We start from the raw sequence: 26,089 nt of genomic DNA, 5'->3' as shown, positions 1-26,089 counted from the left end.
TCAGTGCCCCGCTGCCGGGATCAGCCGGCGCTTGGTTAGCTGGTCATAAATCATCACGGTAAGCAGCCCTTCCGCAATGGCGATAGGGATCTGCGTCAGGCAAAATACGCTCATAAATTTCACGCTGGAACCGATGATGCCAAACTGCGGATCGGGAAAAGCCATCCCCAGCTGTATCGAGGTGACAAAATAGGTGGTCAGATCCGCTATCGCCGCGCACAGGAAAACTGCTATATCGCGCCGCATCCCGGATTTACAGGCCAGTTGCCACACCAGATAGCCCACTACCGGCCCAATCACCGCCATCGACATGCCGTTAGCACCGAGCGTGGTTAAACCGCCATGGGCCAGCAGCAGTGCCTGAAACAGCAGCACGATGCCACCAAGCACCGCCACGATCCTCGGGCCAAACAAGATCACTGCCAGCCCTACGCCGGTTGGGTGGGAACAACTGCCGGTCACCGAGGGGAGCTTCAGCGCCGAGAGCACAAAAATAAACGCCGCGCACAGCGCCAGTAACACTTTCTGATTGTTGTCTTCGCTGACGATCTGTTTCAGCCGCCGTAATCCGACATACAGGCAAGGCAAAAACAGCATCCACCAGGCCATGGCCCATATCGGTGGCAAGAAGCCTTCCATAATGTGCATGGCGAAAGCGTCCTGGGGCAGCAGGAGCATGGATAATGCGCATGCCAACCCCATCAGCGAAAGTTTGCTGGTTGTTGTTTCCATTACAGTGACTCCTCGCTGAGCCAGCTTTTATTCACCAGAATGGTGGAGAAATAGGGCAACGCGCTGTCGCTTGGCATCTGATCCAGCCGCCGCCAGCACTGCTCACCGGGTAATGAAGCTTCTGCCATCAATACCGCATGCTCAAACAGTTGTAGGCGTGCCAGCAGCGATTGCACCAATCCCAGCCGACCATACACTTTCATCAGCACTACGCAGTCGTGGGTGAGCAAAGCCTGTTCCAGTTCTGCTTCCGGTGCGGTACAAGACATCACCGCCAATGACTGGGACTCCATCGCCAAAGGCACCACCGCGCGTGCGGCAATTGCGGCAAATGAGGTAACACCGGGCACGATCTCCAGCCATTCAGGGCGGCCTAGCCGTGCCAGCAGAAACACCCAGGTGCTGAACAACATGGCATCGCCCAGGGTAATAAACCCCACCTGTTTCCCTTGCTCGACCTCCTGCCGGAGCTGTTGGGCAACGTCATCCCACACCGCCTGTTTTTCCCCCTCTTCAGCACTCATGGGGAAATGGCAGGTACGGATCTCGGTATGCGGCAGCAGATACTCGCGAACTATCGACAGCGCCAGGCTATCACCGCCTTTGCGGCCAGCAGGGGCATAGAGCACATCCAGTTGCCCCAGCAGCCGGGCGGCACGGACGGTGATCAGATCGCTGGCCCCAGGGCCAACGCCTAAGGCATAGAGTTTGCCGTTCATCAGGCTGCCTCCTGTTGGCTTTGGCGCAACGCCGCATCCAGATGATCAACAAACATCTGGCGAATTAACGGGTTTTCACCCAGCCCTTGCAGCCAGCATTGGGTTTCAATGCCTGCCGCCGCTATTTTTGTGCGCCAGGAATCTGGGTCGCTAGAAGCCATATCATTGATGGCATGATCGCCCGCCACCAGCATCAGTGGCATCAGGTGAACCTTACGCACCCGTTGCAGTTGTAAGCGGTCAATCAGCCCATCAACTTCCGGGTAGCTTTCCACCGCGCCGACCAACGCCGGGAAGTTTTGTGCAACCATCAAATGGTCAAGGCAGGCATAGGCAGAAAACGAGTGATGGCTGGCACCATGCCCCATAAACACCACCCGCTCATCGGCAGCCAGCGGTGGCATCTGCGCCTGCAGTGCCGACAACAGTTGCTGATAATCGTCGTAGCTGCTGAGTAACGGTTTGCCCAACACCAGCCGCTGAAAACGATGGCTATAGGCGCGAACCTCATTGGCTATCTTTTCATACTCGTCACCATTGATGATGTGCAGCGACTGGATAGCCACATCCTGATACCCCGCGTCAGCCAAGCGCTTTAGTGCCTGCTGTGGGTTATCGATCTGCAGGCCATCCCGCTGACGCAGTTTGCGAATAATCATTTCAGAAGTGAATGCACGAAACAGTTGACGATCTCCCCAGCAGGCAGCCAACTGCTGTTCGCAGGCGGCAATATTCTTTTGCCGGGTGCTCTCATAACTGGTGCCAAAACTGATCACCAACAACGCTTTCTTCATCTTGTTTTTCCTCGTTGGTTTTGCCACAAAGACAACAACTGGGCGAAGGCATCCAGTGAGCTGACCTGCTCATCCCAGCGTTCTGCCGCCAAGGGCGTTGGGCGGCGCACCACAATGCAGGGAATACGTAATGCCAAGCAGGGCTCGACTTTTTGCAGGTAACCCCCTTGGTTGCCAGATTCCTTGGTAATCACCACATCAGGTTGGTAAGTCTCATACAGCGCCCGGTTTAATGAGGCGCTGAAAGGGCCGCGCAGCGCGATAATGTTATCCACCCCAAGCCCCAGCGCTTCGCATTGCATCAATACTTCTGCGGTGGGCAACACCCTTACCAACAGCTTTTTGCCCCGCAGAGCGCTTTGATACTCTGCCAACTGCTTGCTGCCAGTGGTCAGCAGCACCTTGGGGCCGAGGGTTTGCGCCAAGCGGCAGGCCTCTTCCACGCTGTTGACCTTGTGCAACAGCGGATGGGATAGCCGTTCGATATCGCTCGGGCGCTGGTAACGGGTCAGCCTGATCTTCTGGCGATGGCAGGCGGCAATCACATTTTCACTCAGTGCATTGGCGTAAGGGTGAGAGGCATCAATCACCCAGTGGATGCCGTGCTGTTGCAGATAGTGCGCCATTTCGCCACTATCCATACGCCCTACCACTATCTGGCCAAGGATCCCTTCCGCCAGTTGTCTACCGGCTTCGCTGGCGACCGACACGCTGTAACCTTCACCCGCCCGGTCAAGAAGCTGGCAGATCAGACGGGCATCGCTGGTGCCACCGAAGATGTGGATCACAGTTGATAACCTCGCGGGGTGATCATCAGCCCGTTGCGGCAGTAGGTGGTCTGGTTTCCGACAATCACCAGGCTGGTCATATCAACCGGCGTGAAATCCATCTCGCCGATGGTGGTCAGCCATTTCTCCTGTTTTTTGCGCCCGGCAGCCTTCACCACGCCAACCGGCGTGTGGGGGGATTTATAGGGCTGCATCAAGTCAAAGGCGCGGGCCAGATGCCCTTCCCGACCACGGCTGCGCGGGTTGTAAAAGCAGATCACGAAGTCGGCCTGTGCGGCGGCAATGATCCTTTTCTCGATCACCGGCCATGGGGTCAGCAGGTCGCTCAGGCTGATGTGGCAAAAATCATGCATCAGCGGTGCCCCCAGCAACGAGGCGGCAGCGATACTGGCGGTGATCCCGGCCACCAGCTTCACTTCCAGATCCAACTGCTGTTGGCTAACCAGCTCCAGCACCAGCCCGGCCATGCCGTAAATTCCGGCATCGCCGCTGCTGATCAGCGCCACTTTTTGGCCCGCCATCGCCAGATCGATGGCCACCTGACAGCGCTCAATCTCTTTGCACATACCGGTTTTGATCACCTGCTTATCCCCGGTCAGGGACTTCACCAGATGGGTGTAGGTTTTGTATCCGACAATGATTTCTGCTTCACGGATCGCCTCGATGGCGTCCTGCGTCATCATCGTTTCACTGCCCGGTCCAATACCGATTACGCTTAGCATAAATGCGACACTCCCAATGTCATGGTGACCCCTTGCTCACGCAACGTGTTGCCAACCAGTTTTCCTTCACTCATCAGCCAGGCAACCGGCTGAGAAACGCTGCCAACGCCCACCGTGGCGCGCACAAAATCGGACGATGGAAAGCGCTGTTCATGGCGGCGCAGTTCGTGGCTGCTGAACAGTTCAAACGGCACCCGCCAGCAGCGCGCCAACTGCTGTAACGCCGGTTCATCTTGTTTAAGGGTGACGCTGCCGATAGCCCGTAACGCCATCGGATCAAAATGGTTATCCGCCAGCTGTTGCTGCAGTAGGTCGATCAGGATTTTCAGTGAGGTTGCCCGGCGGCAGCCGATCCCGACCACCACCCGGCGCGGGACCAGCTTGTAAACCGGCAGCGGCAGTTCCGGCAGGCTATCGCGCAGGCTGACGCAGACCAGCGCGTCCAGTTGCGGTAAGTTCTGTAAATCCGCCACGGGGACAAAGCCCCGGCAGTCGCACCTTGCCTGCTCTGCTCGCAACGGTTCATCCCACCACAGCCCGACCTGCTGGCCGCTGACCAACTGCTGATTGACGGTTTTCACCGCGTGCCGAAAATCTTGCATCTCGGCATCCAGTTGCGTGGCCAAGGTGTCCAGCGCCGCCATCTGGTTCACATCGGTGGCGGTGGTGATCACCGGATCGGCCCCCAGCAGCCCGGCCAGAAATAGCGTCAGCGCGTTGCCGCCCCCCACGTGCCCCGACAGCAGGCTAATCACATGCTCCCCGCGCTCATCGATCACCACCACCGCCGGGTCGGTCATTTTGTCGTTGAGCAACGGCGCCAACACCCGCACCGTCAACCCCGTTGCCCCGACCACCACCAGAGCCGAGTAGCTTTTAAATGCCTCGCGCAGCGTCTCACCAAAGCTGCCGTTAAAAGCTTGGAAGCCCGGAGCCAGCAGCTTTTCGCTGGTGAAGCAGTTGAGTGGTAGATGCTCCTGTAAACGTTGCGCCAGGCGTACTCCGCCCGGCGTCAGGCAGAAAAGTGCGATGGACTCAGGCTTGACGATATTCATGGCTGAACCCCGCGTCGTAGAGTTTGGAGTAGTGATACTCATCACCCAGAAAAGCCCCGACCAGGATCAGCGCGGTTTTGTTGATCCCGGCTTCACGTACCTTTTGTGCAATATCCGTAAGCTGGCCGCGCACCGTCTGGCTCTCCTTCCAGGTTGCCTTGTAGACCACGGCTACCGGCGTCTGCGCTGGATAGCCCCCGACGATCAACTGCTCTACCACTCGCCCCATTTCCTGCACGGAAAGGAAAATGGCCATCGAGGTCTGATGGGCGGCAAACGAGGCCAACTGTTCACGGGGCGGCATCGGTGTGCGCCCTTCAATGCGGGTAATAATCAGGCTCTGCGCCACCTGGGGAACGGTATATTCCACCCCTAACTGCGCTGCCGCGCCGAGAAAGGCACTCACGCCCGGCACCGAGACAAAGCCAATGCCATGCTGCGCCAGCACTTCGCCCTGCTCGCGAATCGAACCATACAGCGAGAGATCGCCGGTTTGCAGCCTGACCACCAGCTTGCCTGCACGAACGCCCTCGACCATCAGCGTAATAATTTGCTCCAGCGTCAGGCCTGCGCTGTCGTGAAGTTCCGCCTGTGGCGGGCAGTATTCCAGCAGTGCGGTATTAATCAGCGAACCGGCATAAATCACCACCTGCGCCTGTTGCAACAGCCGGTAACCTTTCAAGGTGATCAATTCGCAATCCCCCGGCCCCGCGCCAACAAACCAGACTTTTTGTGTATCCCAAATGGGTTGGGCATCAGGGTGCTCAGACATCGCTTCCCTCCTTGTAGCAAGAGATAAGATAGGTGGGGTTGTTGGGCTTGAAGTAATGGCCGCTGCCCAGTGGCGTCAGGGTTGAGAACTGCAACTGCTCGCAGCTAATCTCTGCCACTTCGCGCGTCTGCAGGCAGGCCAGCGCTTCGCTAAAGTTATTCAGTAAAATAAAGGTCAGGACCAGACGGCCTCCGGGATGCAACCGGGCCAGAGACCAGTCGATCAATTCCGCCAGTTGCCCGCCACTACCGCCAATAAAGATGGCATCGGCCTTCGCCGCCAGCGCCAGAGGAGCCGTTCCGGCCATTACCGCCACATTGTCACACCCCAGTCGCAGGCAGTTTTCTGTAATCAGCGCCAATGCCGCCGGGTTACGCTCAATGGCGGTCACCTGTAGTTTGGGAAAACGCAGCGCTGCTTCCAAAGCCACGCTGCCCGTACCGGCACCGATGTCGATCAAGTGCTCCGCGCTGGCTAATTCCAAACGCTCCAGTGCCAGCAAGCGCACCGGCTCTTTAGTCATAGGCACGTTTTGTCCGCGTAAAAAAACGTTATCTTTCATTGAGGATCACCACTACGTTGATGTCATAACGCTGCGCTACCGCTTCCGGCTGCAAACGGTAAATCCGTTCCGTAGGCAGTGAGAGGTTCTCACCGATAATCAGGCTACGCCTCAGGCCGCGCTGAATAATGGCGTCCGCAATAGCTCGTGGCCCGATAACGGCATCGGTCACCATCGCGACCTTGTGGTGTTGCAATAGCCAGTCGAAATCAGGGGTGCGGCCATGGCTGCTGGTGAGATAGAGCTCATTCATATCCAGGGCGACTTGGGCGCAAAGATATTGGATGGCACTGATGCCGGGAATAATGCGCAACTCCTGTGGCGGAAAATGCGCCGCCAGCCACTTGCCAATGCCGTACAGCAACGGATCCCCCGAGGCCAGGACGACAATGCGCTGCCGGCGATGGTCGCGGCGTAACTCATGCAACAAGCCGTTAAGATCGGCATCCAGTAGACGGGTTTGCTGGCGCGAAGTGGCAAAGGTCGCCAGATGGCGAGAGCCGCCCACCAGCAACTCCGCCGTGGCGATTGCCGCCTGCGCTTCCAGCGTCAGGAATTGGCTATTACCCGGGCCTACGCCAACGGCAGTGATCATCGCATCGCCTCCTGGATCTGGTTCAGTGGCCGGTTGCAACCCAGGATCTGTTGGTCGAAGGAGAAAAGAATGGCATCGCACACCGGGGGATGGCTGCTGAAGCGCAGCATTTCCTGCACGCGCTGGCAAATACGCTGAGCAATGCGCGGATAAACCGCCTGCCAGCCTTGCTCGGCGATCAGTTCCAAAGCCGCTTCGGTGGTATCGCACCGCTCTATCTGCCGGAGCAGTTGATAAGGTGCCCCCATCAGCGCCAAATGGGCGATCAGGGTTTCCATGCGGCCATCGGCAATATGGCTGTGGGTATGGAAAATCCCGGCGGCCACCTTGATCAACTTCCCGGGGTGCCCCACCAGTAACACATGGCGGAAGCCCAGCCGTACCGTTTCCTGCAGCATGTAACCGACAAAATTACTCATGGTCACCACCCACTGCCCTTCCAGCCCAAGTTGTTCGCGCACAAAGCGTTCGCCGTGGTTCCCCGGCACCAGGATCACTTTATCCAGCCCCGCAGCCCGTTTCATCTCCAGTTCCAGCGCCAGCGAGCGTTTCCAGCTCTCTTCCGACATCGGGGTGACAATGCCGGTGGTACCGATGATCGAAATACCGCCCAGGATCCCCAACCGACCGTTGTAGGTTTTGCGGGCGCGTTCTCCGCCTTCCGGGGCAAATATCTCCACCACTGCGCCGCGTAACGGGCCGATCACTTCACGCACCGCAGCCTCAATGGTTTGACGCGGTGTACGGTTGATCGCCGCGCTGCCTACCGCCAGACCGATACCTTTGCGGGTCACGGTGCCAACCCCTTCGCCCCCACGCAACAGGATCTGCTGGTGGCTAGCCTCCAGAGTGACGCGGGCAAAAATCAGCATGCCGTGGGTGGCATCCACATCGTCACCGCCATCTTTGCGGATCGCCGCCGTTGCCTGTTGCCCTTCGATCAATGGCTGTTCAACATTCAGATTTAGCGCTACGCCGGAGGGGGTAACGATCGAAACCTGATGGATAATCTGCTGGCGTAGCACCATCAGTGCCGCCACCTTTGCCGCCGCCGTGGCACAAGACCCGGTGGTGTAACCTTTGCGATAGCGTCTGCCGTTGTGCCAGACGCTGTCTTGCAGTTCGGCCTGGCTCATAGGCCCTCTCGCATCTGATAGAGCGTGGCATTGATGATCGCCGCAGCGACATTGCTGCCACCTTTCCGCCCGCAGGCGACAATGCTCGGCAGTGTGCTGTTCTTGAGCGCCTCTTTTGACTCTGCGGCTCCCACAAACCCCACCGGAACGCCGATGACGGCTAACGGCTCCGCCTGCTGTTCCAACAGCCGGAACAGCGCGGTGGGGGCGTTGCCAAACACAAACAGCTTGTCACCGGTTTCTGCCAGTGCGATGTCCACCGCCGCCATTGAGCGGGTAATGCCCTGCGCTTTGGCTGCGGACACCACCCGTGGATCGCTGATATAGCAGCGGCATTCGCACCCCATCTGTTGCAACAGGGTTTTATTGATGCCGGAAAGTGCCATGGTGGTATCGGTATAAAGCGTGCAACCACGGCGTATCCCTTCGGTCAGGGCGGGCATCACATCGGTAGAAAACCAGAGGATATCCAGCCAGTCGAAATCGGCGGTGGTGTGGATCACCCGCTTGATCACCGCCTCCTGCCAAGGGTTGGCAAAGCGGTACTCTGGCCGCTGCTGGGCAATTATCTCGTCGATAATGGTGAAACTTTGCTGTTCGATACGTTGTGGCTGTCTGATGTAATCCATATCGTTCCCTTTTAAGCGCCAACCCACAGCAGGCGCAGCGATGCAAACAGCAGCAGCGCCAATAGCGAGGCCATCATCATCAAATGCGTACTGCGGGGAATATCCTCCAGGGCGATGTCCCGATAGTCATCACCGATCCAGGGCTTTTCGACCCGCTGCCCGAAGTAGTCGTTGCTGCCGCCAAGCTGGATCCCCAACGCCCCGGCCACGGTAGCCTCCGACCAGGCGCAGTTGGGGCTGGTATGCTGATAGCGATCCCGCCAACCAATGAGCAAGGCTTGCCGATAATCAAGCCCGATCAGCCAGGCTGCCGCGCTTAACAGCAACCAACCGATCCGGGCAGGCAGCCAGTTGGCGAAGTCATCCATGCGTGCCGATACATAGCCAATGGCGCGGTACTTTGGCGTTTTATAGCCCACCATCGAATCGAGGGTATTCACCGCTTTGTAGGCCATCGCCAAAGGTGCGCCACCGAGCATCAGGAAGAAAAGCGGCGCAATCACCCCATCCACGCTGTTTTCCGCCACCGTCTCTACCACCGCACGGGTAATTTGCGGCGCTTCCAGTTGCGAAGTATCACGCCCGACAATCCACGACAGCTTGCGGCGGCTCTCTTCTAACCCGGCGTGCTGCAACGCGCGGTAAACCTCCATCGCCGCCTGTTCCAGACAGCGCCCGGCCAATAGGGTATAAATCAGCCACACCTCTGCCACCCAGCCCAACCAAGGGTGGATAAGCCCCATCAGTAATAAAAAGCCCCAACTGACCAGCCAGGTTGTTGCCACCACCGCCAGCCATAACGCCCCACCACCGATCTTCAGTGCGCTGTCGCTGTGACATATCCGGCGGATAAGGCGCTGCAGAACATTAATCAGGTTACCGATCCAACGAACCGGGTGCGGCCAGTGCGGTGGATCGCCCAGCAGGCTGTCGATCAGAAACGCCACAAACCAGGCTATTACCGTCATAGCACGCTCCTGGCCGCCATTAGCCAGCGTTCGAGCATGCCTGGGCGTTGAGCAAAATGAACATGCAGGTAGCCCGCCTGGGTACGACCAAGCTGATACCCGCCGCTCCAGCGTTGAACGGCTACGCCGTCGCGCCATTTGGCACAGTCAAATACCGGGGGCAGTGGCGTGGTGAAATCGGAATAGTGGAATTCGTGACCAAGCAGCGTTTCCCCCCTGGCCGCCAGCAAGGTGTCAGTGCTGGCCTGCCACTGGCAATAACCAAAACGTGTCAGCCGCTCCCCCATACGGCTTTCACCGGGTAGAATGCCGCTCATCGGGTGGCGCTCACCGGCGCTGTCGGTTAACCCGCTGCCCAGATACATCAACCCACCGCATTCGGCATAGATCGGGATCTGCTGGCGGTGAGCGGCGTGAAGTGCCGTATGCATTGGTAGGTTGACCGCCAGTTTGGCGGCGTGGACTTCGGGGTAACCGCCGCCAAGGTAGATCATCTGGCAATCTGGCAACCGGCTGTCGTGCAACGGGCTGAAGCGTTGAATACGCACGCCCGCCTGTTCAAGCAACTCGAGGTTATCGGGGTAGTAAAAATTGAAGGCTTCATCTTCAGCCAGCGCCAGGGTTAATCCCTCGGCCAAAGCCGGAGCCGCTAATACCGGTGGCTGCCCCACCGGCTGAGAAGTCAACGGGCTTAACGCCAACAGGCGATCGAGATCGATAAACTCTTCAACCTGCTGTGCCAGCCGCAGCCAGCGCGGGTCATTGCCTTGCGCTCCCTTGGGTGGGATCAGCCCCAAATGACGGGAAGGCAGAGCCACATCCTCCAGCATAGGCAGACGCCCGAGCACCGGCACCGCGCAATAGCGCTCTATCGCCTGACGGATCAGCTGGTAATGTGCCTGTGAATTCACCCGGTTAACGATAACGCCAGCCAGCTTTAACGCCGGGTCAAAGTGGAGAAAACCCAGAATGGTTGCGGCGACCGAGGTGGACACGGCTTTGCCGTCGACCAGTAAGATCACCGGGCAATCGAGCTGTTTAGCCATCGCCGCGCTGCTGCAATAATCCGGATCGATACCATAGCCGTCGTACAAGCCCATCACGCCTTCGATCACCGCAACGTCGGCGTGGCGCATATGTTGGTTATACAGGCCATTGAGCGTGGCGGTTGGCAGCATAAAGGCATCCAGATTGCGCGAAGCGACGCCGCTGACCGCGCTATGCCAGCGGGTATCCAGATAATCAGGCCCGACCTTGAAGGGCTGAACGCGTAGGCCGCGCCGTTTCAACGCCAGCAACAGCCCCAGCGTCAGCGTGGTTTTGCCACAGCCGCTGCCGGTTCCCGCAATAACAAATGCCTGCTTGCTCGTTGACTGCATAAAAAAATCCCGGCCTCTCGGTCGGGATTTGGGCGTCAAAAAGATGCGATCATGCAGCGCAATCGCCACATGCATCTAATGACAACCCACTTCCCACCGAAGGAGTTGAATATTTAACCAACCGGCCGGTCTTCTGGCTTAGCGTCATCCTCATCCACACCCTTCCCAATCTTTCGATCAGTGGTTACCGTGGAATCGTCAGCATCACAGCAGCGGGGGCTGCGGGGGAATTACACCCCCTTCCCAATCACAATCTGAAATTATCAGGTTGCGGGTTATCCGGTTGGCGATAGTGTTTCAGTATTCTTTAGCCGTAGCTATTGGGTCATTCTCCGAACGTATTACTTAATTAACATTTCTGTATCATTAACACTGTTCACTTGCGATGGAATCAACATACGCCAGTTAGTACATAAAAAAAGGCTGAGTTTATTTTTTTGCAGGGAAAATATTGTCACGCCATAACAAAATATTGCTATTCGATATTACAAAATAGCTTGGTGGCGCGGGTTTCATTGCCGTTTCCTGAATTTGCAAATAGCAAAATATTGCTATTCGTTTCCCGCTTTGCAATTTAATCGCTGTTAAACTAATAGCAATAAAGTATACCCAAAAAAATTCGAGTTGCTTGTAGGCGGCAAGCTTACGAGGCCCCAGGAGCATAGATAACTATGTGACTGGGGTGAGTAAGCGCAGCCAACACCCAAGCGGCTTGAAGTATGAAGGGTATAGCTATTATTGAGAGAAATGAGATACGCATTCAGTTTCGAGCGCTAAACGGGGGGGGTTATCTCACAATTAGTGATTACGCTCGAGCAGGGGGCTCAAAAGCCAGCCCCCTGCACCCCGGCCCCTGCCAAATCAGGCGGTCGCTGCGCGACTCCCGAATACTCGGCTCATCCCTGAGCCTCGCCCCTTCGGGGCCGCTGCAAGCAGCGTTCAACTCTGCTCCAGGCAGAGTTGTACTCCGCCACCGCGCATTACGGCCGGCTACGACAGGCGTCCATGCCTGTCTCGCCTGAAACCGCCGTCCGTGGCGGTTTCGCCTATGCGCCGCGTCTGCGTTCGGCGCCTTCAATGGCGTCAACACCAGTGCACACCTCACTATCACCGGAGCTGCAATTTTTTTGTATATACCCGTCGCCCTTCAAGCTGCATGGGTGTTGGCTGCGTTACTCGGCCCATGCTGGGCCTCGCCCCTTCGGGGCCGCTGCAAGCAGCGTTCAAATCTGCTTGGCAGATTTGTCACTCACCCCAGTCACTTGGTTTACCAAGCTCCTGGGGCTTCGCTCAGTGGCCGCCTACATGCAACTTGAAGTAACTTGGGTATACTCTAAATAATTCGAGTTGCATGACAAATATATTCAATTTCTAATGTTTATTTACTCTACATTGCGCTGTTCAACCGCAAGCGAACGAAATACCTGCGGTGTGACGTTATATGTTTGGCGAAACACTTTACAAAAGTAGCTGGTCTGGGAAAAACCTAGGTTCTTGGCAATGCTGGCAATGCTCCAGTCGCTGTGCTGTAGCATCTCTTTGGCATTGGCCATGCGCTGTTGATTGACCCAGACATTAAACCCAACGCCCTGATATTTTTTAAATAGCTTGCTGAAATAATAGGGGCTGAGATAGACCTTGGCCGCTACATCCTCAAGGCGTAGTTCTTCCGACAGATGCGCATCAATATAGCGCAATGCCTTTTTCATTTTCGCTTCATGGGGATTAGGTTGGCGCGCCGTAGCCTGCTCTTTGGCACCATTATTGTCTTTGATCACCACAAAGTTCAGATGTTTCTTCAGACAGTTTTCAACGATCAGCTTCAACAGATCGGCGGAAGCCATAACGCGTGAGAACTCCATCACCTGAACGTTGTGGAATTCATCCAGCAGCACGGGATTTTTCTGCCAGCAGTCATCTACATTCAGAATGTCAATCAGCCCAACTTCCTGTTGTAGCCTGACCTGCCCGCATAACACAAAGCCCACCAAATGACCGGCAATTACCAACGGAATAGAGAAATCCGTCAGGCCAGCGTGGCAACGATAGATACAAGGCTCGTTAGATTTTGAAGCCTCTAGCCCCCCACAGCGGTCGCTCATGCGGCAACGCAGGTGATTGACGGGATCCTGGCGCATCATCTGACAAAATGAAGTGAAATTGAACATGCCGGAGATTTCTTCCCCATGAATGTTCACCACCACAACGGCCAATCCTGTAGCCTGTGCAAAATCTTGGGCTATTTTATCTATGAGTTCTGAGTTGAGTAAACTGGCAGAAATCATGATAACCCCCCTTAAGTATATTTATATTTATTATGATAAGCGGTCCCTTCGTTATCGTTATCAACTTGTTATATTCTTACTCCGCCCCTGGTTATAAAAACGTAAAAAAATAAGATTCACTAATCAGATTAATCAGCAATAATCAAGACTATCAGACTAAAAAAAAACTTAAATCAATTTAAGTCTATTAGCCCAAACAGATCACAAAAATCCTCCTCACCCCGGTTAAGGAGCGAGGAAGATTAAATTCAGATGTTTTCTTCTTCTAATTGGCAGGCATTACAAGGTAGGTTTTTGCCAATTAAATAGCGATATCCGGCAGCCCCCAGGCAAGCACCGATAACCGGGGCCACGATAGGCACAATGAAATACGGTAAATCGCGCCCACCGGTCAAGGCCACGTTGCCCCAACCCGCAAAGAAAGCGAACAGTTTAGGCCCGAAGTCACGCGCCGGGTTCATGGCAAACCCGGTCAACGGCCCCATGGAAGCCCCAATCACCGCCACCAGAATGCCGATCAGTAAAGGTGCCAGTGGCCCGCGTGGTACGCCGTTGCCGTCATCGGTCAACGCCATTACCAGGCACATCAGAATGGCGGTAATAACCACTTCTACCAGAGCCGCCTGTAACACGCTGATGGCTGGTGCAGGATAGGTGCTGAAGATGCTGGCTAGCTGCAGGCTTTCCAGGCTGCCGCGTACCATATTCTTCGCCGCTTCAGTTTCAGCAAACAGGTTATGATAAAGGGCGTAGACCAGCGCTGCACCGCAAAAGGCGCCAGCTATCTGTGACACGCAATAACCCAGCACCTTCTTACGCGGAAAGCAGGCGAACAGCCACATGGCAATAGTGATTGCCGGGTTAAGGTGCCCGCCAGAAATACCGGCGGTGAGATACACGGCCAGTGAAATCCCCAGCCCCCAGACGATGCAGATTTCCCACAGGCCAAAGTTGGCCCCGGCCAGCTTTATTGCACTCAGGCACCCGGCACCAAAGAAGACAAACAGCCCAGTGCCAAGAAACTCGGCAATGCATTGCGCTTTCAATGAATCATTCATAACCTTCCCCTGCTTGATTGGATAGGAGCCTGCACCGCGCCAACCCCGTTTGAAAAAACAGGGCTTAGAGCCTATCCCATTAGGCGTTATTGGCGCAGGCAGTTTGGACACGAACAGCGCGCAGAAACCGCAGCGTACACACAGTACGTGAGGATTTTGAGCACTGCCCAGGTTCAAAATGACCAGTGAAATAGCCCTAATGGGATAGACGCCTAGGCGATGCTAATCACTATAAGGAGCAGGAAAAGGAAAGTGTTGTTGCAATAACTGGCGGGCCAGATAAAAAATTGATTACCTATAATATATTCTTGTCATCGCTTAATCAGAAATTCATTTATTCTCATAGTAATAGGTGAAAATTAACGCCAAAAGAAATAGCAATTTATTGCTATACGCTTCTTTCGTTATTGCTATCCACCTCTCATTTTTCCGAAAACTTAGTCGATAAAAATAATAAATGACCAAAAAATGAAAATTGAAACGCCAATTTTTGTTAATGAGAATTTTCTATAATTCTTTATCAGAACATGAAGATAGAAAATTTCAGTGCCAATTTTTTGTTATTAAAAAACCAACCAGTCTCCGCAGAAAATTCAATTCAGCCATTCTTTTTCGTTGCTTGTTTGTATATTCGCTGCATCACAGTCCAGACAACTCCCAATACGAGGTGTTTATGCAACAAGAAGCATTAGGAATGGTGGAAACCAAAGGGTTAACCGCCGCCATAGAAGCCGCCGACACCATGGTGAAATCAGCCAACGTGATGCTGGTCGGTTACGAAAAAATCGGCTCCGGCCTAGTTACCGTGATTGTGCGCGGTGACGTAGGTGCGGTGAAAGCCGCCACGGATGCGGGTGCCGCCGCCGCTGCCAAGGTGGGGGAAGTTAAAGCGACGCATGTTATCCCGCGCCCACATACCGACGTGGAGAAATTCTTACCGAAGGGAAATAGCCAATGAGCAGCAATGACCTGGTCGACAAAATCATGGCCCAGGTAATAGCGAAAGTCAGCGAACACGCCCCGGCCTCTTCCTCACCAATCACGAACACAACACGAGATACGGTTATGGCAGAAAAGAACTGCAGTTTAACGGAATTCGTAGGGACCGCTATCGGCGATACGGTGGGTCTGGTTATTGCCAACGTAGACAGCGCCCTGCTGAGCGCCATGAAGCTGGAAAAGAGCTACCGCTCGATTGGCATTCTCGGTGCCCGCACCGGCGCAGGCCCGCACATTATGGCGGCGGATGAAGCGGTTAAAGCCACCAATACCGAGGTGGTGTGCATCGAACTCCCACGCGATACCAAAGGGGGGGCTGGCCACGGTTCGCTGATCGTGTTCGGTGGCAACGATGTTTCCGATGTGAAGCGTGCCGTCGAAGTGGCGTTGAAAGAGCTGGATCGTACCTTCGGTGATGTTTATGCCAACGAGGCCGGTCATATCGAGCTGCAATATACCGCTCGTGCCAGCTACGCGCTGGAAAAAGCCTTTGGTGCACCGGTAGGCCGTTCCTGCGGGGTGATCGTCGGGGCTCCAGCCGCCGTCGGCGTGCTGATGGCCGATACGGCAGTGAAATCCGCCAATGTCGACGTGGTGGCCTACAGCTCACCGGCTCAGGGCACCAGCTACAGCAACGAAGTCATTCTGGTGATCTCCGGTGACTCCGGTGCCGTGCGTCAGGCGGTGATTTCAGCCCGTGAGATTGGCAAAACCGTTCTGGCCACCCTGGGTTCCGAACCGAAAAACGACCGCCCTTCTTACATCTGATGCCAAGTGAGGCTGTTTCATGAAATCGAAAAGATTTGAAGCACTGGCAAAACGCCCGGTCAACCAGGACGGTTTTGTCAAAGAGTGGATCGAGGAAGGCTTTATTGCCATGGAAAGCCCCAACGATCCCAAACCGTCGATCAAGATCGTTGGCGGCGTGATCACCGAGTTGGACGGTAAACCGCAGAGCGAGTTTGACCTTATCGATCATTTCATCGCCCGCTACGGCATCAATCTGGCACGCGCAGAAGAAGTAATGGCGATGGATTCGGTGAAGCTGGCGAATATGCTGTGCGATCCTAATGTGTCACGCACCACTATTGTACCGCTGACCACCGCGATGACCCCGGCGAAGATCGTCGAAGTGGTTTCGCACATGAACGTGGTGGAAATGATGATGTCGATGCAGAAGATGCGTGCACGCCGCACGCCTTCCCAGCAGGCACACGTTACCAACGTGAAAGACAACCCGGTGCAGATCGCCGCCGATGCCGCTGAAGGGGCATTCCGCGGATTTGATGAGCAGGAAACCACCGTTGCCGTTGCGCGCTATGCACCGTTCAACGCCATCGCCCTGCTGGTAGGTTCGCAGATTGGCCGTCCTGGCGTTCTGACGCAATGTTCCCTGGAAGAAGCCACCGAACTCAAGCTCGGCATGTTGGGCCACACCTGCTATGCGGAAACCATCTCCGTCTACGGTACCGAACCAGTGTTTACCGACGGTGATGACACGCCATGGTCGAAAGGTTTCCTGGCATCTTCCTATGCCTCGCGCGGGCTGAAGATGCGTTTTACCTCCGGCTCGGGTTCTGAGGTACAGATGGGCTATGCAGAGGGCAAATCCATGCTCTATCTGGAAGCGCGCTGTATTTACATCACCAAAGCGGCGGGCGTTCAAGGCCTGCAAAACGGCTCGGTGAGCTGTGTTGGCGTACCTTCTGCCGTGCCATCGGGCATTCGCGCCATTCTGGCAGAAAACCTGATCTGTTCCGCACTGGATCTGGAGTGTGCGTCCAGTAATGACCAGACCTTCACCCACTCGGATATGCGCCGTACCGCCCGCATGCTGATGCAGTTCCTGCCGGGAACCGACTTCATTTCTTCAGGTTATTCCGCCGTACCGAACTACGACAACATGTTCGCCGGTTCCAACGAAGATGCGGAAGACTTTGACGATTACAACGTGCTGCAACGCGATCTGAAAGTGGATGGTGGCCTGCGTCCGGTGCGCGAAGAAGACGTTGTGGCTATCCGCAACAAAGCGGCCCGCGCCCTGCAAGCGGTATTTGCCGGTATGGGGCTCCCTACCATCACCGATGAAGAAGTCACCGCCGCTACCTACGCCCACGGCTCGAAAGACATGCCGGAACGTAACATCGTCGAAGACATCAAGTTCGCTCAGGAAGTCATCAGCAAGAACCGCACTGGCCTGGAAGTGATTAAGGCGCTGGCACAAGGCGGCTTCGAAGATGTGGCGCAAGACATGCTCAACATCCAGAAAGCCAAGATCGCCGGTGACTATCTGCATACCTCCGCGATCATCGTTGGCAACAGTCAGGTGCTGTCGGCCGTCAATGATCTCAATGACTATGCCGGCCCAGCAACGGGTTATCGCTTGCAGGGCGCTCGCTGGGAAGAGATCAAAAATATTCCTAACGCACTTGATCCTAATGAGATCGACTAAGGGGTTCACGCCATGGTGGATATTAACGAAAAACTACTGCGCCAGATCATTGAGGGCGTGCTGCAGGAAATGCAGACGGACCAGAAAGTGGTCTCTTTCAAACAGGATGCAGCTCAACCTGCACCAGTATCAACGGCGGCAGCCCCTGAGGGTGGCTTCCTGACAGAAGTGGGCGAAGCCAAGCCAGGGAATAGCCAGGATGAAGTCATTATTGCCGTTGGCCCGGCGTTTGGCCTGGCGCAGACCGTCAACATCGTCGGCCTGCCACACAAAAACATTCTGCGCGAATTGATTGCCGGTATTGAAGAGGAAGGCGTTAAAGCCCGGGTTATCCGCTGCTTTAAATCTTCCGATGTCGCCTTTGTTGCGGTGGAAGGCAACCGCCTCAGCGGTTCGGGCATTTCAATTGGCGTTCAGTCGAAGGGCACTACGGTGATCCATCAGCAGGGCTTGCCGCCGCTGTCGAATCTGGAGCTGTTCCCGCAGGCACCGCTGCTGACGTTGGAAACCTACCGGATGATCGGCAAAAACGCCGCCCGCTATGCCAAACGTGAATCACCACAGCCGGTTCCGACGCTGAACGATCAGATGGCCCGTCCGAAATATCAGGCCAAATCGGCGATTCTGCACATCAAAGAAACCAAGTATGTGGTGACTGGCAAGAATCCGCAGGAACTCCGGGTGACGCTTTAACAAAGGAAAACACAATGAATTCCGAAGCTATTGAATCCATGGTTCGCGATGTCCTGAGCAAGATGAACAGCTTGCAGGGGCAAACGGCAGCGGCGACTTCCGCGCCAGCAGCGGGCAGCACTAATAAAGCCAAAGTGGCCGATTACCCGTTGGCCAATAAACACCCGGAATGGGTGAAGACGGCCACCAATAAAACGCTGGATGACCTGACGCTGGCAAACGTGCTCAACGGTAGCGTCACGCCGCAAGATCTGCGTATTACGCCGGAAATCCTGCGTATTCAGGCCGACATTGCGCGCGACGCCGGGCGTGAACGCCTGGCGATGAACTTTGAGCGGGCGGCTGAACTCACCGCTGTTCCCGATGACAAGGTGCTGGATATCTACAACGCGCTGCGGCCTTTCCGTTCAAGCCGGGACGAGTTGAACGCCATCGCTGACGATCTGGAGAAAACCTATAACGCCAAGATCTGCGCGGCGTTTGTGCGCGAAGCAGCCACGCTCTATTTGCAGCGTAAAAAACTCAAAGGTGACGATTAACAGTCATGCTGGCGGCGCCCTCTTGTTGCTGGAGAGGGTGCTTACTATCCGGGAGCACTGAGGACGGGACATGCGCTATATAGCAGGTGTTGATATCGGTAACTCGTCAACAGAGGTAGCGTTGGCACGCTGTGATGCCAACGGGCGGCTGGAGTTCGTCACCAGTACCCTGACGGAAACCACTGGGATCAAAGGCACACAGCGCAATATGTTTGGCATCCGTCAGGCATTGGACATGCTGGTTGCCAAGGCCGGTATCGCGCTCAGCGACATCAGCCTGATCCGTATCAACGAGGCCACCCCGGTGATTGGCGATGTGGCGATGGAGACCATTACCGAAACCATCATCACCGAATCCACCATGATCGGCCACAACCCGAAAACCCCCGGTGGGCTGGGGCTTGGCGTGGGGATCACCATTGATATTGCCGAACTGGTCACGCGGGATCCGGCGCAACCCTACATTCTGGTGGTACCGAAAGCGGTGGATTTTGCCGATGTGGCCTCGGTGGTCAATGCCGCCAACGGTGCCGGTTTCCGCATCACCGCCGTGATTATGCAGCGTGATGATGGGGTGCTGGTCAGCAACCGCCTGACGCACCCGTTGCCTATTGTCGACGAAGTGTTGCATATCGACCGCATCCCGATGGGCATGCAGGCCGCCGTGGAAGTGGCGATGCCAGGCAAGGTGATCGAAACCCTGTCCAATCCCTATGGCATTGCCACCGTGTTCTCGCTCAGCGCCGAAGAAACCAAAAATATTGTGCCGGTAGCGCGTGCACTGATCGGCACCCGTTCAGCGGTGGTCGTCAAAACGCCGGAAGGTGATGTTAAGGCACGTTCCATTCCGGCAGGCCATCTGGAGCTGTTTGCCGATGGACGCAGCCTACGGGTCGATGTTGCCGCAGGCAGCGACGCGATCATGAATGCCATCAATTCGGTTCGCCATATCGATAACGTCACTGGCGAAGCGGGTACCAACATTGGTGGCATGCTGGAGCACGTCCGTCAGACCATGGCAGAACTGACTAATAAACCCACCAGGGAAATCTTTATTCAGGACCTATTGGCGGTAGACACCTCGGTACCGGTGAACGTTACCGGCGGATTGGCCGGGGAGTTCTCACTCGAACAGGCGGTCGGGATTGCCTCGATGGTGAAATCCGACCGATTGCAGATGGCACGGATCGCCAGCGAGATCGAGCAAACCCTGCACATTGCTGTCCAGGTCGGCGGAGCGGAAGCCGAGGCCGCCATTCTGGGGGCCATGACCACGCCGGGAACCCGTGAACCTCTGGCGATCCTCGATTTGGGGGCCGGTTCTACCGATGCCTCGATCATTAACGCCAAAGGGGAAATCATCGCCACCCATCTTGCCGGTGCCGGGGATATGGTGACGATGATTATCGCTTCTGAACTGGGGCTGGAAGACCGCTATCTGGCCGAGGATATCAAGAAATATCCGTTGGCCAAGGTCGAAAGCCTGTTTCACCTGCGCCATGAAGACGGCAGCGTGCAGTTCTTCCCTCAGCCATTACCTGCCGAAGTGTTTGCCCGTCTGGTGGTGGTTAAGCCGGAAAATCTCGTGCCGTTGCCCGGTGAGTTCTCACTGGAAAAGGTGCGCAATATCCGCCGCTCGGCAAAACAGCGGGTGTTCGTCACCAATGCGCTGCGCGCTCTGCGTCAGGTCAGCCCCACCGGCAACATCCGCGATATTCCGTTTGTGGTGCTGGTCGGTGGCTCATCGCTGGATTTCGAAATCCCGCAGTTGGTTACCGATGCCCTCTCTCACTACAAGCTGGTCGCCGGGCGCGGCAATATCCGGGCCTGCGAAGGGCCGCGTAACGCCGTCGCTACCGGGCTGATCCTCTCCTATCTGCGGGAGGCACAGCGATGATCGGCTTAAACGATGCACCAACCATTGTGATCAGCGCAGCCGATGGCGTCACCGAGCAGCAATGGCAACAGGTGCTGTTCGGTATTGAAGAAGAGGGGATCCCATGGCGCTGGCAGCAGGAGGGGAATGACGACATCGTCCAACGAGCCTGGGAAGCCGCTGCCCGTTCACTACTGCTGGTTGGCCTGGCCTGTACCACCGAGGAAATGGTGGTGCATTACCGTAATTTGCCCGCGTCCGAGCCGCTTTTTCGGCTGGCGCGGCCACAGGAAGAGCAACAGTGGCGGCATTTGGGAAACAACGCCGCCCGGTTGGTAAAAGGCTTGCCCTTCAAACCATTATCACCCCGGCCAAATGGCGCGGGACTGAACCCGATGCCCGGCACGCCGGGTAAACCTAGTACAGGAGAGTAACGGCATGAACAACGCATTAGGACTGATAGAAACAAGGGGGCTGGTAGCCGCAATTGAAGCTGCCGATGCCATGGTCAAATCGGCCAACGTACAGCTGGTCGGTTACGAAAAAATTGGTTCCGGGCTGGTCACCGTGATGGTGCGCGGCGATGTGGGTGCCGTCAAGGCGGCGGTGGATGCCGGATCTGCGGCGGCCAGTGCAGTGGGTGAAGTGAAGTCTTGTCATGTGATCCCGCGCCCGCACAGCGATGTGGAAGCCATTTTGCCTACCTCGGCCTAGGCTGTGTCCCTTAATTGCCCGTGGTGCCGTCGCAGACCCAAAAGCCCGTTATCAAGGCGGAGGGTGAAGGGCAGAGTGGCCCTCTGTTCAAACCCGACTTTACTTCGAACGGGCTTTTGGGGCGCGACCCTTCGGGCTGGGGCCATTTGCGCGCATTGCGGCGTTGTTCGCCGCTTATTTGGTCCACCAAACCTCGCGGCTCACGCCTTGCACTGTGCGCAAATGACCGCCAGCGGCGCTCGCGTGCAATTAAGGGACACAGCCTAAGGGTCACTACAGGAGTACGGTGTGAAAACATCACTGGGATTACTCGAAGTCAGCGGGATGGCGCTGGCGATTGGTGCGGCGGATGCCATGGCAAAAGCCGCATCCGTGAAGCTGGTCGGAATGGAGAAAACCAACGGTTCCGGCTGGATGCTGATCCGGCTTACCGGGGATGTTGCCTCTGTGCAGGCCGCCATTGCAACCGGCGCGGCCTTTGCCCAGCAGCGCAACGGCCTGGTTGCTCAGGCGACGCTGGCCCGTCCGGCGGACGGCTTGATGGCGCATTGGCAAGCGCCGTTACCCGTAGCTTCGCAGCCATTGCCCGCCGAACCCATTATGCAGCAACCCGTAGCCACCGAGCCTGAACCGCTCGCACCACAGGAACCGGTTCAACAGCCCACGCAGCTCCTCTCGCTGACACTGGCAAGTTGCAATCTTTGCCAAGACCCCAACTGTGCGCGTCAGAAAGGGGAACCGCGGGACCGCTGTTTGCACAGCACCAAAGGAGGTAAAGCCTGATGGATAAAGCGTTGTTGGAACCCGTTGTCAGCAAGATCCTCGACGAGATGCGCCTTCGTCCGATCCCGCTAGGCGTTTCCAATCGACACCTGCATCTCTCGCAGCAGGATTATCAGCAATTGTTCCCGCAGCAGCCGCTGGTTGAGAAAAAAGCGCTGCTGCAGCCGGGCCAATATGCGGCTGAACAGACCGTGACGTTGGTCGGGCCGAAGGGCCAACTGGAAAAAGTGCGCATCCTCGGGCCATTGCGGCGGCGCAGCCAAGTAGAGATTTCCCGCAGCGATGCGCGCGTACTGGGCATTGCTGCGCCGTTGCGTATGTCTGGCGAGCTGGAGGGCACACCGGGTATCCGGCTGGTGAGCCCATTTGCCGAACTGGTATTGACGAACGGAGCGATCGTCGCCCAACGCCATATCCATATGTCACCGCTGGACGCGCTGATCTACCGGGTACAGCACGGCGATCGTATCCAGGTTGCGGTGCAAGGCGGTGGCCGCCGGTTAGTGTTTGACGACGTGGCGATCCGTGTTTCACCGCAGATGCGCCTGGAGATGCATATCGATACCGATGAGGCCAACGCCGCCGGTGCCGACGATCCCCATGCGTACGCCACTCTGGTACCCCGCTCATGACCGGGTCAGCGGAGCAGATCGCGCTGCTGGTCAGCCAGGTTGTTGCTCGGCTAGCGGAACGGGAGCAGCGGATTTATGCCCTGCGTTTGCAGCAACTGCGCCAGGGGATCGACCCGGTGGTGTTCCTGCGCCATGCCACCTTGCATCTGCAATTGCCGGATCTGGGTTTTATCCAGCGGCTGGCTGAAGGCGATGGTGACGACCCAGCGGTCAGTGCGCTCCATGAGGCTTGGTCGTGGGGGGTGCGGGTACACATCAGCCTGCATCAGCAGTTGCTGGCCGCATTGCCCCGCAGCAAGTTACTGCCGTTGCCGTTGAGCTTCAGTGACCACCTGGGGCATCAAGTCCGGCTGAGTGCCAACAGACTGTTGAGCTATCGCGATGTCGCCACGCTCGATCCCTGCTGGCTGATCGTTGGCCGCAAAACGCTGCTGACACCGTTGGCAAAGGAGTGTCTGCCAACCCGCCATATTCAACTGTTAAGGCAGGAGTAAGTCATGCAACTAGCCAGAGTAGTGGGTTCCGTGGTGTCAACGCAGAAATCGCCGACGCTGATCGGCAGAAAACTGCTGCTGGTGCGGCGCGTTAACGGCGATGGGTCATTGCCCCCTGCCAGCGATAAACCGGATGAAGTAGCAGTGGACTCCGTGGGTGCCGGTGAAGGTGAACTGGTACTGCTCTCTGGTGGATCCAGTGCCCGCCGGGTATTTGCCGAACCCAACGACGCCATCGATCTGGCGATTGTCGCCATCGTCGACAGCGTGAGCATCTATTAAGTGCGAGGGCCATTTTGATGAGTATCTATACCAAGACCGGCGACAAGGGCACCACCGCACTGTTTACCGGCCAGCGGGTGAAAAAAAACCATCCTCGGGTGGAAACCTACGGCACCCTGGATGAGCTGAATGCCACCCTTAGCCTATGCGCACGGGTAGTTCAGCGCCGGGAAAACCAGCAACTGCTCGAAGCGGTACAGCATCAGTTGTTCTATTTCAGTGCCGAACTGGCCAGCGAGGGGGAACCCACCGCCACAGCGCATAAAACCCTTGGCGACCAGCATATTCAACAGTTGGAACAGGCGGTAGATCGCTGCATGTCGGCATTACCGCCGGTGCACGGTTTCATCCTGCCGGGTAATAGTGAAGCGGGCAGCCGCCTGCACCTTGCCCGTACCTTGGCACGCCGAGCGGAACGCCGGTTGGTTGAGCTGGCAGAACAGGTGCCGGTTCGCCAGACGTTGCTGCAATACCTGAACCGGCTTTCGGATTGCCTGTACGCTCTGGCGCGTGATGAAGACCACCAGCACTGGTTGCAGCAGATCACCAAAACGGTCGCGGCACGCTATCTGGCTGCCAGCAACAGCCAATGCTCCCCGGCTCCACAATCCACGTCGGCTGAATTGGCATTTGCCGATGTCCACCAACTGTTGAAACTGACGGTAGCCTCGGCCATTGAGCTGGCCGTACCCGTCGTGGTGGCCGTCGCGGATCGCCACGGCAACATGATCATGACCTATCGCATGCCCGATACCCTGCTGGTGAGCAGCGAGCTGGCACCGAAAAAAGCCTGGACCGCGGTTGCGATGAAAACCCCTACCCACCAGCTTAGCGCCGCCGTTCAGCCGGGTGCCGATCTGTTTCAGTTAGAAGCCAGCCTGGGGGGCAAAATCGTCACCTTTGGCGGCGGCTACCCGCTGTGGCGTAACGGCCAGTTAATCGGCGGGTTGGGGATCAGCGGCGGCAGCGTTGAACAAGATATGACTATCGCACAAATGGCCATCGAGGCTTTACACCTGAGGAATGAATAATGCACACCACAGAACTTGAATCTCTCATTCGCACTATCCTCACTGAAAAATTGACGCCGGACTCTGCGCCAACCCAACGTGCCATTGCGATTTTCGACAGCGTGGATGAAGCGGTCTCTGCCGCACACCAGGCTTTTCTGCGCTTCCAGCAGAGCCCATTGAAAACCCGCAGCGCCATCATCAGCGCTCTGCGTGAACAGCTTAAACCCCATCTGCCGATGTTGGCCGAACGGGGGGCCAGCGAAACCGGCATGGGCAACTGTGCCGATAAATTACTGAAAAATCAGGCGGCGCTGGAGAATACGCCCGGCGTCGAAGATCTGACCACCACGGCGATCACCGGCGATGGCGGCATGGTGCTGTTCGAGTTCTCTCCCTTTGGCGTTATCGGTGCCGTCGCCCCTAGCACCAATCCAACGGAAACCATCATCAACAACAGCATCAGCATGCTGGCGGCGGGTAACGCGGTCTACTTCAGCCCGCACCCTGGCGCGAAGAGCGTCTCGCTGGATCTGATCGCCCTGGTTGAAGAGATCATCTTCAACAGTTGCGGGATCCGCAATCTGGTTGTCACAGTCAAAGAACCCAGCTTCGCCGCCACCCAGGAAATGATGGTACACGACAAGATCGCCCTGTTGGCTATCACCGGTGGGCCAGCCATTGTTGCCATGGGGATGAAGAGCGGTAAGAAGGTGATTGGCGCAGGTGCAGGGAATCCCCCTTGTCTGGTGGATGAAACCGCCGAATTGGTCAAAGCCGCGCAGGATATCGTGGCCGGTGCCTCTTTTGACTACAACCTGCCCTGCATTGCCGAGAAAGCCCTGATCGTGGTGGAGAGCGTCGCCGACCGTCTTTTACAACAGATGCAAGCCTTTGATGCGCTGTTGATCACCCAACGCCAGGACGTAGATCGCCTGCGGCAGGTTTGCCTGCAAGATGGCCACGCCAATAAAGATTTGGTCGGCAAAAGCCCGGCCGAGATACTGGCTGCGGCCGGCTTATCCTGCCCAGCCAAGCCACCACGCCTGCTGCTGGTGGAAGTGGCAGGGGACGATCCGCTGGTCACCACCGAACAGTTAATGCCTTTACTGCCAGTGGTTCGCGTCAAAGATTTTGATGCTGGCCTGACCTTGGCGCTGTGCGTAGAAGACGGTTTGCACCATACGGCGGTGATGCATTCACAGAATGTCTCACGCCTTAATCTGGCCGCCCGCCGGCTGCAAACCTCCATTTTTGTTAAAAATGGCCCTTCTTATGCCGGGATCGGCGTCGGTGGTGAGGGATTTACCACCTTTACCATCGCCACCCCGACCGGAGAGGGAACCACCTCTGCACGCACCTTTGCCCGTCAGCGGCGCTGTGTGTTAACCAACGCGTTCTCTATTCGCTGAGCGAGGATG

Annotated in this window: 29 protein-coding genes and 1 riboswitch; of the genes, 14 read left to right on the top strand and 15 right to left on the bottom strand. The window is 56.5% G+C overall.

Features of this window, described 5'->3' with window-relative positions; all coding sequences use genetic code 11:
- The 15 genes from cbiM to SAQUA_RS03830 form a co-directional block, all read right to left on the bottom strand.
- Positions 1-732 carry a cobalt ECF transporter S component CbiM gene (gene cbiM, locus SAQUA_RS03900; protein WP_380678020.1) on the bottom strand — a complete coding sequence of 244 codons (732 nt, stop codon included), beginning with the start codon at positions 730-732 and terminating at the stop codon, positions 1-3.
- Positions 732-1,451, bottom strand: a complete 720-nt coding sequence (locus SAQUA_RS03895) for a cobalt-factor II C(20)-methyltransferase (RefSeq protein ID WP_380678018.1) — start codon at positions 1,449-1,451, stop codon at positions 732-734. The genes cbiM and SAQUA_RS03895 overlap by 1 nt, the downstream gene beginning before the upstream one ends.
- Positions 1,451-2,245 (bottom strand): sirohydrochlorin cobaltochelatase, encoded by a 795-nt coding sequence (locus SAQUA_RS03890; protein WP_380678016.1) that lies wholly within the window; start codon positions 2,243-2,245, stop codon positions 1,451-1,453. The genes SAQUA_RS03895 and SAQUA_RS03890 overlap by 1 nt, the downstream gene beginning before the upstream one ends.
- A complete protein-coding gene (locus SAQUA_RS03885) occupies positions 2,242-3,033 on the bottom strand; it encodes a cobalt-precorrin-6A reductase (RefSeq protein WP_380678014.1) in 792 nt (263 codons plus the stop codon). The genes SAQUA_RS03890 and SAQUA_RS03885 overlap by 4 nt, the downstream gene beginning before the upstream one ends.
- Positions 3,030-3,755 (bottom strand): precorrin-3B C(17)-methyltransferase, encoded by a 726-nt coding sequence (locus SAQUA_RS03880; RefSeq protein ID WP_380678012.1) that lies wholly within the window; start codon positions 3,753-3,755, stop codon positions 3,030-3,032. The genes SAQUA_RS03885 and SAQUA_RS03880 overlap by 4 nt, the downstream gene beginning before the upstream one ends.
- Positions 3,749-4,810, bottom strand: a complete 1,062-nt coding sequence (gene cbiG / locus SAQUA_RS03875; RefSeq protein WP_380678010.1) for a cobalt-precorrin 5A hydrolase — start codon at positions 4,808-4,810, stop codon at positions 3,749-3,751. Before cbiG ends, SAQUA_RS03880 begins: the two co-directional genes overlap by 7 nt.
- A complete protein-coding gene (locus tag SAQUA_RS03870; protein ID WP_380678008.1) occupies positions 4,791-5,582 on the bottom strand; it encodes a cobalt-precorrin-4 methyltransferase in 792 nt (263 codons plus the stop codon). Before SAQUA_RS03870 ends, cbiG begins: the two co-directional genes overlap by 20 nt.
- The gene (locus SAQUA_RS03865; protein ID WP_380678006.1) at positions 5,575-6,144 is read right to left on the bottom strand and encodes a decarboxylating cobalt-precorrin-6B (C(15))-methyltransferase; all 570 of its coding nucleotides are present in this window, start codon (positions 6,142-6,144) and stop codon (positions 5,575-5,577) included. The genes SAQUA_RS03870 and SAQUA_RS03865 overlap by 8 nt, the downstream gene beginning before the upstream one ends.
- Entirely contained in the window at positions 6,134-6,739 is a 606-nt protein-coding gene (locus SAQUA_RS03860) for a cobalt-precorrin-7 (C(5))-methyltransferase (RefSeq protein ID WP_380678004.1), read from the bottom strand. The genes SAQUA_RS03865 and SAQUA_RS03860 overlap by 11 nt, the downstream gene beginning before the upstream one ends.
- Positions 6,736-7,875, bottom strand: a complete 1,140-nt coding sequence (gene cbiD, locus SAQUA_RS03855) for a cobalt-precorrin-5B (C(1))-methyltransferase CbiD (protein ID WP_380678002.1) — start codon at positions 7,873-7,875, stop codon at positions 6,736-6,738. Before cbiD ends, SAQUA_RS03860 begins: the two co-directional genes overlap by 4 nt.
- Complete coding sequence (locus SAQUA_RS03850; RefSeq protein ID WP_380678000.1) at positions 7,872-8,504, bottom strand: cobalt-precorrin-8 methylmutase; 633 nt, start codon at positions 8,502-8,504, stop codon at positions 7,872-7,874. The genes cbiD and SAQUA_RS03850 overlap by 4 nt, the downstream gene beginning before the upstream one ends.
- An 11-nt stretch (positions 8,505-8,515) precedes the next feature.
- Complete coding sequence (gene cbiB / locus SAQUA_RS03845; protein WP_380677998.1) at positions 8,516-9,472, bottom strand: adenosylcobinamide-phosphate synthase CbiB; 957 nt, start codon at positions 9,470-9,472, stop codon at positions 8,516-8,518.
- A complete protein-coding gene (locus SAQUA_RS03840) occupies positions 9,469-10,851 on the bottom strand; it encodes a cobyrinate a,c-diamide synthase (RefSeq protein WP_380677996.1) in 1,383 nt (460 codons plus the stop codon). Before SAQUA_RS03840 ends, cbiB begins: the two co-directional genes overlap by 4 nt.
- A 105-nt stretch (positions 10,852-10,956) precedes the next feature.
- Positions 10,957-11,150, bottom strand: a riboswitch (cobalamin riboswitch).
- A gap of 1,083 nt (positions 11,151-12,233) precedes the next feature.
- Entirely contained in the window at positions 12,234-13,136 is a 903-nt protein-coding gene (locus SAQUA_RS03835; protein ID WP_380677994.1) for a transcriptional regulator PocR, read from the bottom strand.
- A 248-nt stretch (positions 13,137-13,384) separates the two neighbouring features.
- Complete coding sequence (locus SAQUA_RS03830) at positions 13,385-14,194, bottom strand: MIP/aquaporin family protein (protein ID WP_380677992.1); 810 nt, start codon at positions 14,192-14,194, stop codon at positions 13,385-13,387.
- A 673-nt stretch (positions 14,195-14,867) separates the two neighbouring features.
- Here SAQUA_RS03830 and pduA point away from each other — a divergent pair.
- From pduA to SAQUA_RS03760, 14 genes are all read left to right on the top strand, one after another.
- Positions 14,868-15,152, top strand: coding sequence for a propanediol utilization microcompartment protein PduA (gene pduA, locus SAQUA_RS03825; protein ID WP_380677990.1), 285 nt, complete (start codon positions 14,868-14,870; stop codon positions 15,150-15,152).
- Positions 15,149-15,961 carry a propanediol utilization microcompartment protein PduB gene (pduB, locus tag SAQUA_RS03820; RefSeq protein WP_380677988.1) on the top strand — a complete coding sequence of 271 codons (813 nt, stop codon included), beginning with the start codon at positions 15,149-15,151 and terminating at the stop codon, positions 15,959-15,961. The genes pduA and pduB overlap by 4 nt, the downstream gene beginning before the upstream one ends.
- 19 nt (positions 15,962-15,980) lie before the next feature.
- Complete coding sequence (gene pduC / locus SAQUA_RS03815) at positions 15,981-17,645, top strand: propanediol dehydratase large subunit PduC (protein WP_380677986.1); 1,665 nt, start codon at positions 15,981-15,983, stop codon at positions 17,643-17,645.
- Between the two features lie 15 nt (positions 17,646-17,660).
- Positions 17,661-18,338, top strand: a complete 678-nt coding sequence (locus SAQUA_RS03810; RefSeq protein ID WP_380678256.1) for a propanediol/glycerol family dehydratase medium subunit — start codon at positions 17,661-17,663, stop codon at positions 18,336-18,338.
- Positions 18,339-18,352: 14 nt separating this feature from the next.
- Positions 18,353-18,877, top strand: coding sequence for a propanediol dehydratase small subunit PduE (gene pduE, locus SAQUA_RS03805; RefSeq protein ID WP_380677984.1), 525 nt, complete (start codon positions 18,353-18,355; stop codon positions 18,875-18,877).
- Positions 18,878-18,947: 70 nt separating this feature from the next.
- A complete protein-coding gene (locus tag SAQUA_RS03800) occupies positions 18,948-20,774 on the top strand; it encodes a diol dehydratase reactivase subunit alpha (RefSeq protein ID WP_380677982.1) in 1,827 nt (608 codons plus the stop codon).
- The gene (locus SAQUA_RS03795) at positions 20,771-21,187 is read left to right on the top strand and encodes a glycerol dehydratase reactivase beta/small subunit family protein (protein ID WP_380677980.1); all 417 of its coding nucleotides are present in this window, start codon (positions 20,771-20,773) and stop codon (positions 21,185-21,187) included. Before SAQUA_RS03800 ends, SAQUA_RS03795 begins: the two co-directional genes overlap by 4 nt.
- A 4-nt stretch (positions 21,188-21,191) precedes the next feature.
- Positions 21,192-21,467 carry a propanediol utilization microcompartment protein PduJ gene (gene pduJ, locus SAQUA_RS03790; protein WP_380677978.1) on the top strand — a complete coding sequence of 92 codons (276 nt, stop codon included), beginning with the start codon at positions 21,192-21,194 and terminating at the stop codon, positions 21,465-21,467.
- A 288-nt stretch (positions 21,468-21,755) separates the two neighbouring features.
- A complete protein-coding gene (locus SAQUA_RS03785) occupies positions 21,756-22,250 on the top strand; it encodes a BMC domain-containing protein (RefSeq protein ID WP_380677976.1) in 495 nt (164 codons plus the stop codon).
- Positions 22,250-22,882 (top strand): phosphate propanoyltransferase, encoded by a 633-nt coding sequence (locus SAQUA_RS03780; protein ID WP_380677974.1) that lies wholly within the window; start codon positions 22,250-22,252, stop codon positions 22,880-22,882. The genes SAQUA_RS03785 and SAQUA_RS03780 overlap by 1 nt, the downstream gene beginning before the upstream one ends.
- Positions 22,879-23,376: a microcompartment protein PduM gene (gene pduM / locus SAQUA_RS03775; protein WP_380677972.1), complete on the top strand. Its 498-nt coding sequence runs from the start codon at positions 22,879-22,881 to the stop codon at positions 23,374-23,376. The genes SAQUA_RS03780 and pduM overlap by 4 nt, the downstream gene beginning before the upstream one ends.
- Before the next feature lie 3 nt (positions 23,377-23,379).
- Positions 23,380-23,658 (top strand): EutN/CcmL family microcompartment protein, encoded by a 279-nt coding sequence (locus SAQUA_RS03770; RefSeq protein ID WP_380677970.1) that lies wholly within the window; start codon positions 23,380-23,382, stop codon positions 23,656-23,658.
- 17 nt (positions 23,659-23,675) lie between these two features.
- Positions 23,676-24,689 carry a cob(I)yrinic acid a,c-diamide adenosyltransferase gene (locus tag SAQUA_RS03765; protein WP_380677968.1) on the top strand — a complete coding sequence of 338 codons (1,014 nt, stop codon included), beginning with the start codon at positions 23,676-23,678 and terminating at the stop codon, positions 24,687-24,689.
- Positions 24,689-26,080, top strand: coding sequence for an aldehyde dehydrogenase family protein (locus tag SAQUA_RS03760; RefSeq protein WP_380677966.1), 1,392 nt, complete (start codon positions 24,689-24,691; stop codon positions 26,078-26,080). Before SAQUA_RS03765 ends, SAQUA_RS03760 begins: the two co-directional genes overlap by 1 nt.
- Positions 26,081-26,089: the final 9 nt, after the last annotated feature.

Source organism: Serratia aquatilis (genome assembly GCF_044865145.1).
Lineage (GTDB): Bacteria > Pseudomonadota > Gammaproteobacteria > Enterobacterales > Enterobacteriaceae > Chania > Chania aquatilis.
This window is presented reverse-complemented; position numbering and strand designations above follow the sequence as displayed.

Bases quoted from the DNA above. Each gene is read 5' to 3' on its own strand.
- cbiM (WP_380678020.1), bottom strand. From the start codon at position 732: ATGGAAACAACAACCAGCAAACTTTCGCTGATGGGGTTGGCATGCGCA.
- SAQUA_RS03895 (WP_380678018.1), bottom strand. From the start codon at position 1,451: ATGAACGGCAAACTCTATGCCTTAGGCGTTGGCCCTGGGGCCAGCGAT.
- SAQUA_RS03890 (WP_380678016.1), bottom strand. From the start codon at position 2,245: ATGAAGAAAGCGTTGTTGGTGATCAGTTTTGGCACCAGTTATGAGAGC.
- SAQUA_RS03880 (WP_380678012.1), bottom strand. From the start codon at position 3,755: ATGCTAAGCGTAATCGGTATTGGACCGGGCAGTGAAACGATGATGACG.
- cbiG (WP_380678010.1), bottom strand. From the start codon at position 4,810: ATGAATATCGTCAAGCCTGAGTCCATCGCACTTTTCTGCCTGACGCCG.
- SAQUA_RS03870 (WP_380678008.1), bottom strand. From the start codon at position 5,582: ATGTCTGAGCACCCTGATGCCCAACCCATTTGGGATACACAAAAAGTC.
- SAQUA_RS03865 (WP_380678006.1), bottom strand. From the start codon at position 6,144: ATGAAAGATAACGTTTTTTTACGCGGACAAAACGTGCCTATGACTAAA.
- SAQUA_RS03860 (WP_380678004.1), bottom strand. From the start codon at position 6,739: ATGATCACTGCCGTTGGCGTAGGCCCGGGTAATAGCCAATTCCTGACG.
- cbiD (WP_380678002.1), bottom strand. From the start codon at position 7,875: ATGAGCCAGGCCGAACTGCAAGACAGCGTCTGGCACAACGGCAGACGC.
- SAQUA_RS03850 (WP_380678000.1), bottom strand. From the start codon at position 8,504: ATGGATTACATCAGACAGCCACAACGTATCGAACAGCAAAGTTTCACC.
- cbiB (WP_380677998.1), bottom strand. From the start codon at position 9,472: ATGACGGTAATAGCCTGGTTTGTGGCGTTTCTGATCGACAGCCTGCTG.
- SAQUA_RS03840 (WP_380677996.1), bottom strand. From the start codon at position 10,851: ATGCAGTCAACGAGCAAGCAGGCATTTGTTATTGCGGGAACCGGCAGC.
- SAQUA_RS03835 (WP_380677994.1), bottom strand. From the start codon at position 13,136: ATGATTTCTGCCAGTTTACTCAACTCAGAACTCATAGATAAAATAGCC.
- SAQUA_RS03830 (WP_380677992.1), bottom strand. From the start codon at position 14,194: ATGAATGATTCATTGAAAGCGCAATGCATTGCCGAGTTTCTTGGCACT.
- pduA (WP_380677990.1), top strand. From the start codon at position 14,868: ATGCAACAAGAAGCATTAGGAATGGTGGAAACCAAAGGGTTAACCGCC.
- pduB (WP_380677988.1), top strand. From the start codon at position 15,149: ATGAGCAGCAATGACCTGGTCGACAAAATCATGGCCCAGGTAATAGCG.
- pduC (WP_380677986.1), top strand. From the start codon at position 15,981: ATGAAATCGAAAAGATTTGAAGCACTGGCAAAACGCCCGGTCAACCAG.
- pduE (WP_380677984.1), top strand. From the start codon at position 18,353: ATGAATTCCGAAGCTATTGAATCCATGGTTCGCGATGTCCTGAGCAAG.
- SAQUA_RS03800 (WP_380677982.1), top strand. From the start codon at position 18,948: ATGCGCTATATAGCAGGTGTTGATATCGGTAACTCGTCAACAGAGGTA.
- SAQUA_RS03795 (WP_380677980.1), top strand. From the start codon at position 20,771: ATGATCGGCTTAAACGATGCACCAACCATTGTGATCAGCGCAGCCGAT.
- pduJ (WP_380677978.1), top strand. From the start codon at position 21,192: ATGAACAACGCATTAGGACTGATAGAAACAAGGGGGCTGGTAGCCGCA.
- SAQUA_RS03780 (WP_380677974.1), top strand. From the start codon at position 22,250: ATGGATAAAGCGTTGTTGGAACCCGTTGTCAGCAAGATCCTCGACGAG.
- pduM (WP_380677972.1), top strand. From the start codon at position 22,879: ATGACCGGGTCAGCGGAGCAGATCGCGCTGCTGGTCAGCCAGGTTGTT.
- SAQUA_RS03770 (WP_380677970.1), top strand. From the start codon at position 23,380: ATGCAACTAGCCAGAGTAGTGGGTTCCGTGGTGTCAACGCAGAAATCG.
- SAQUA_RS03765 (WP_380677968.1), top strand. From the start codon at position 23,676: ATGAGTATCTATACCAAGACCGGCGACAAGGGCACCACCGCACTGTTT.
- SAQUA_RS03760 (WP_380677966.1), top strand. From the start codon at position 24,689: ATGCACACCACAGAACTTGAATCTCTCATTCGCACTATCCTCACTGAA.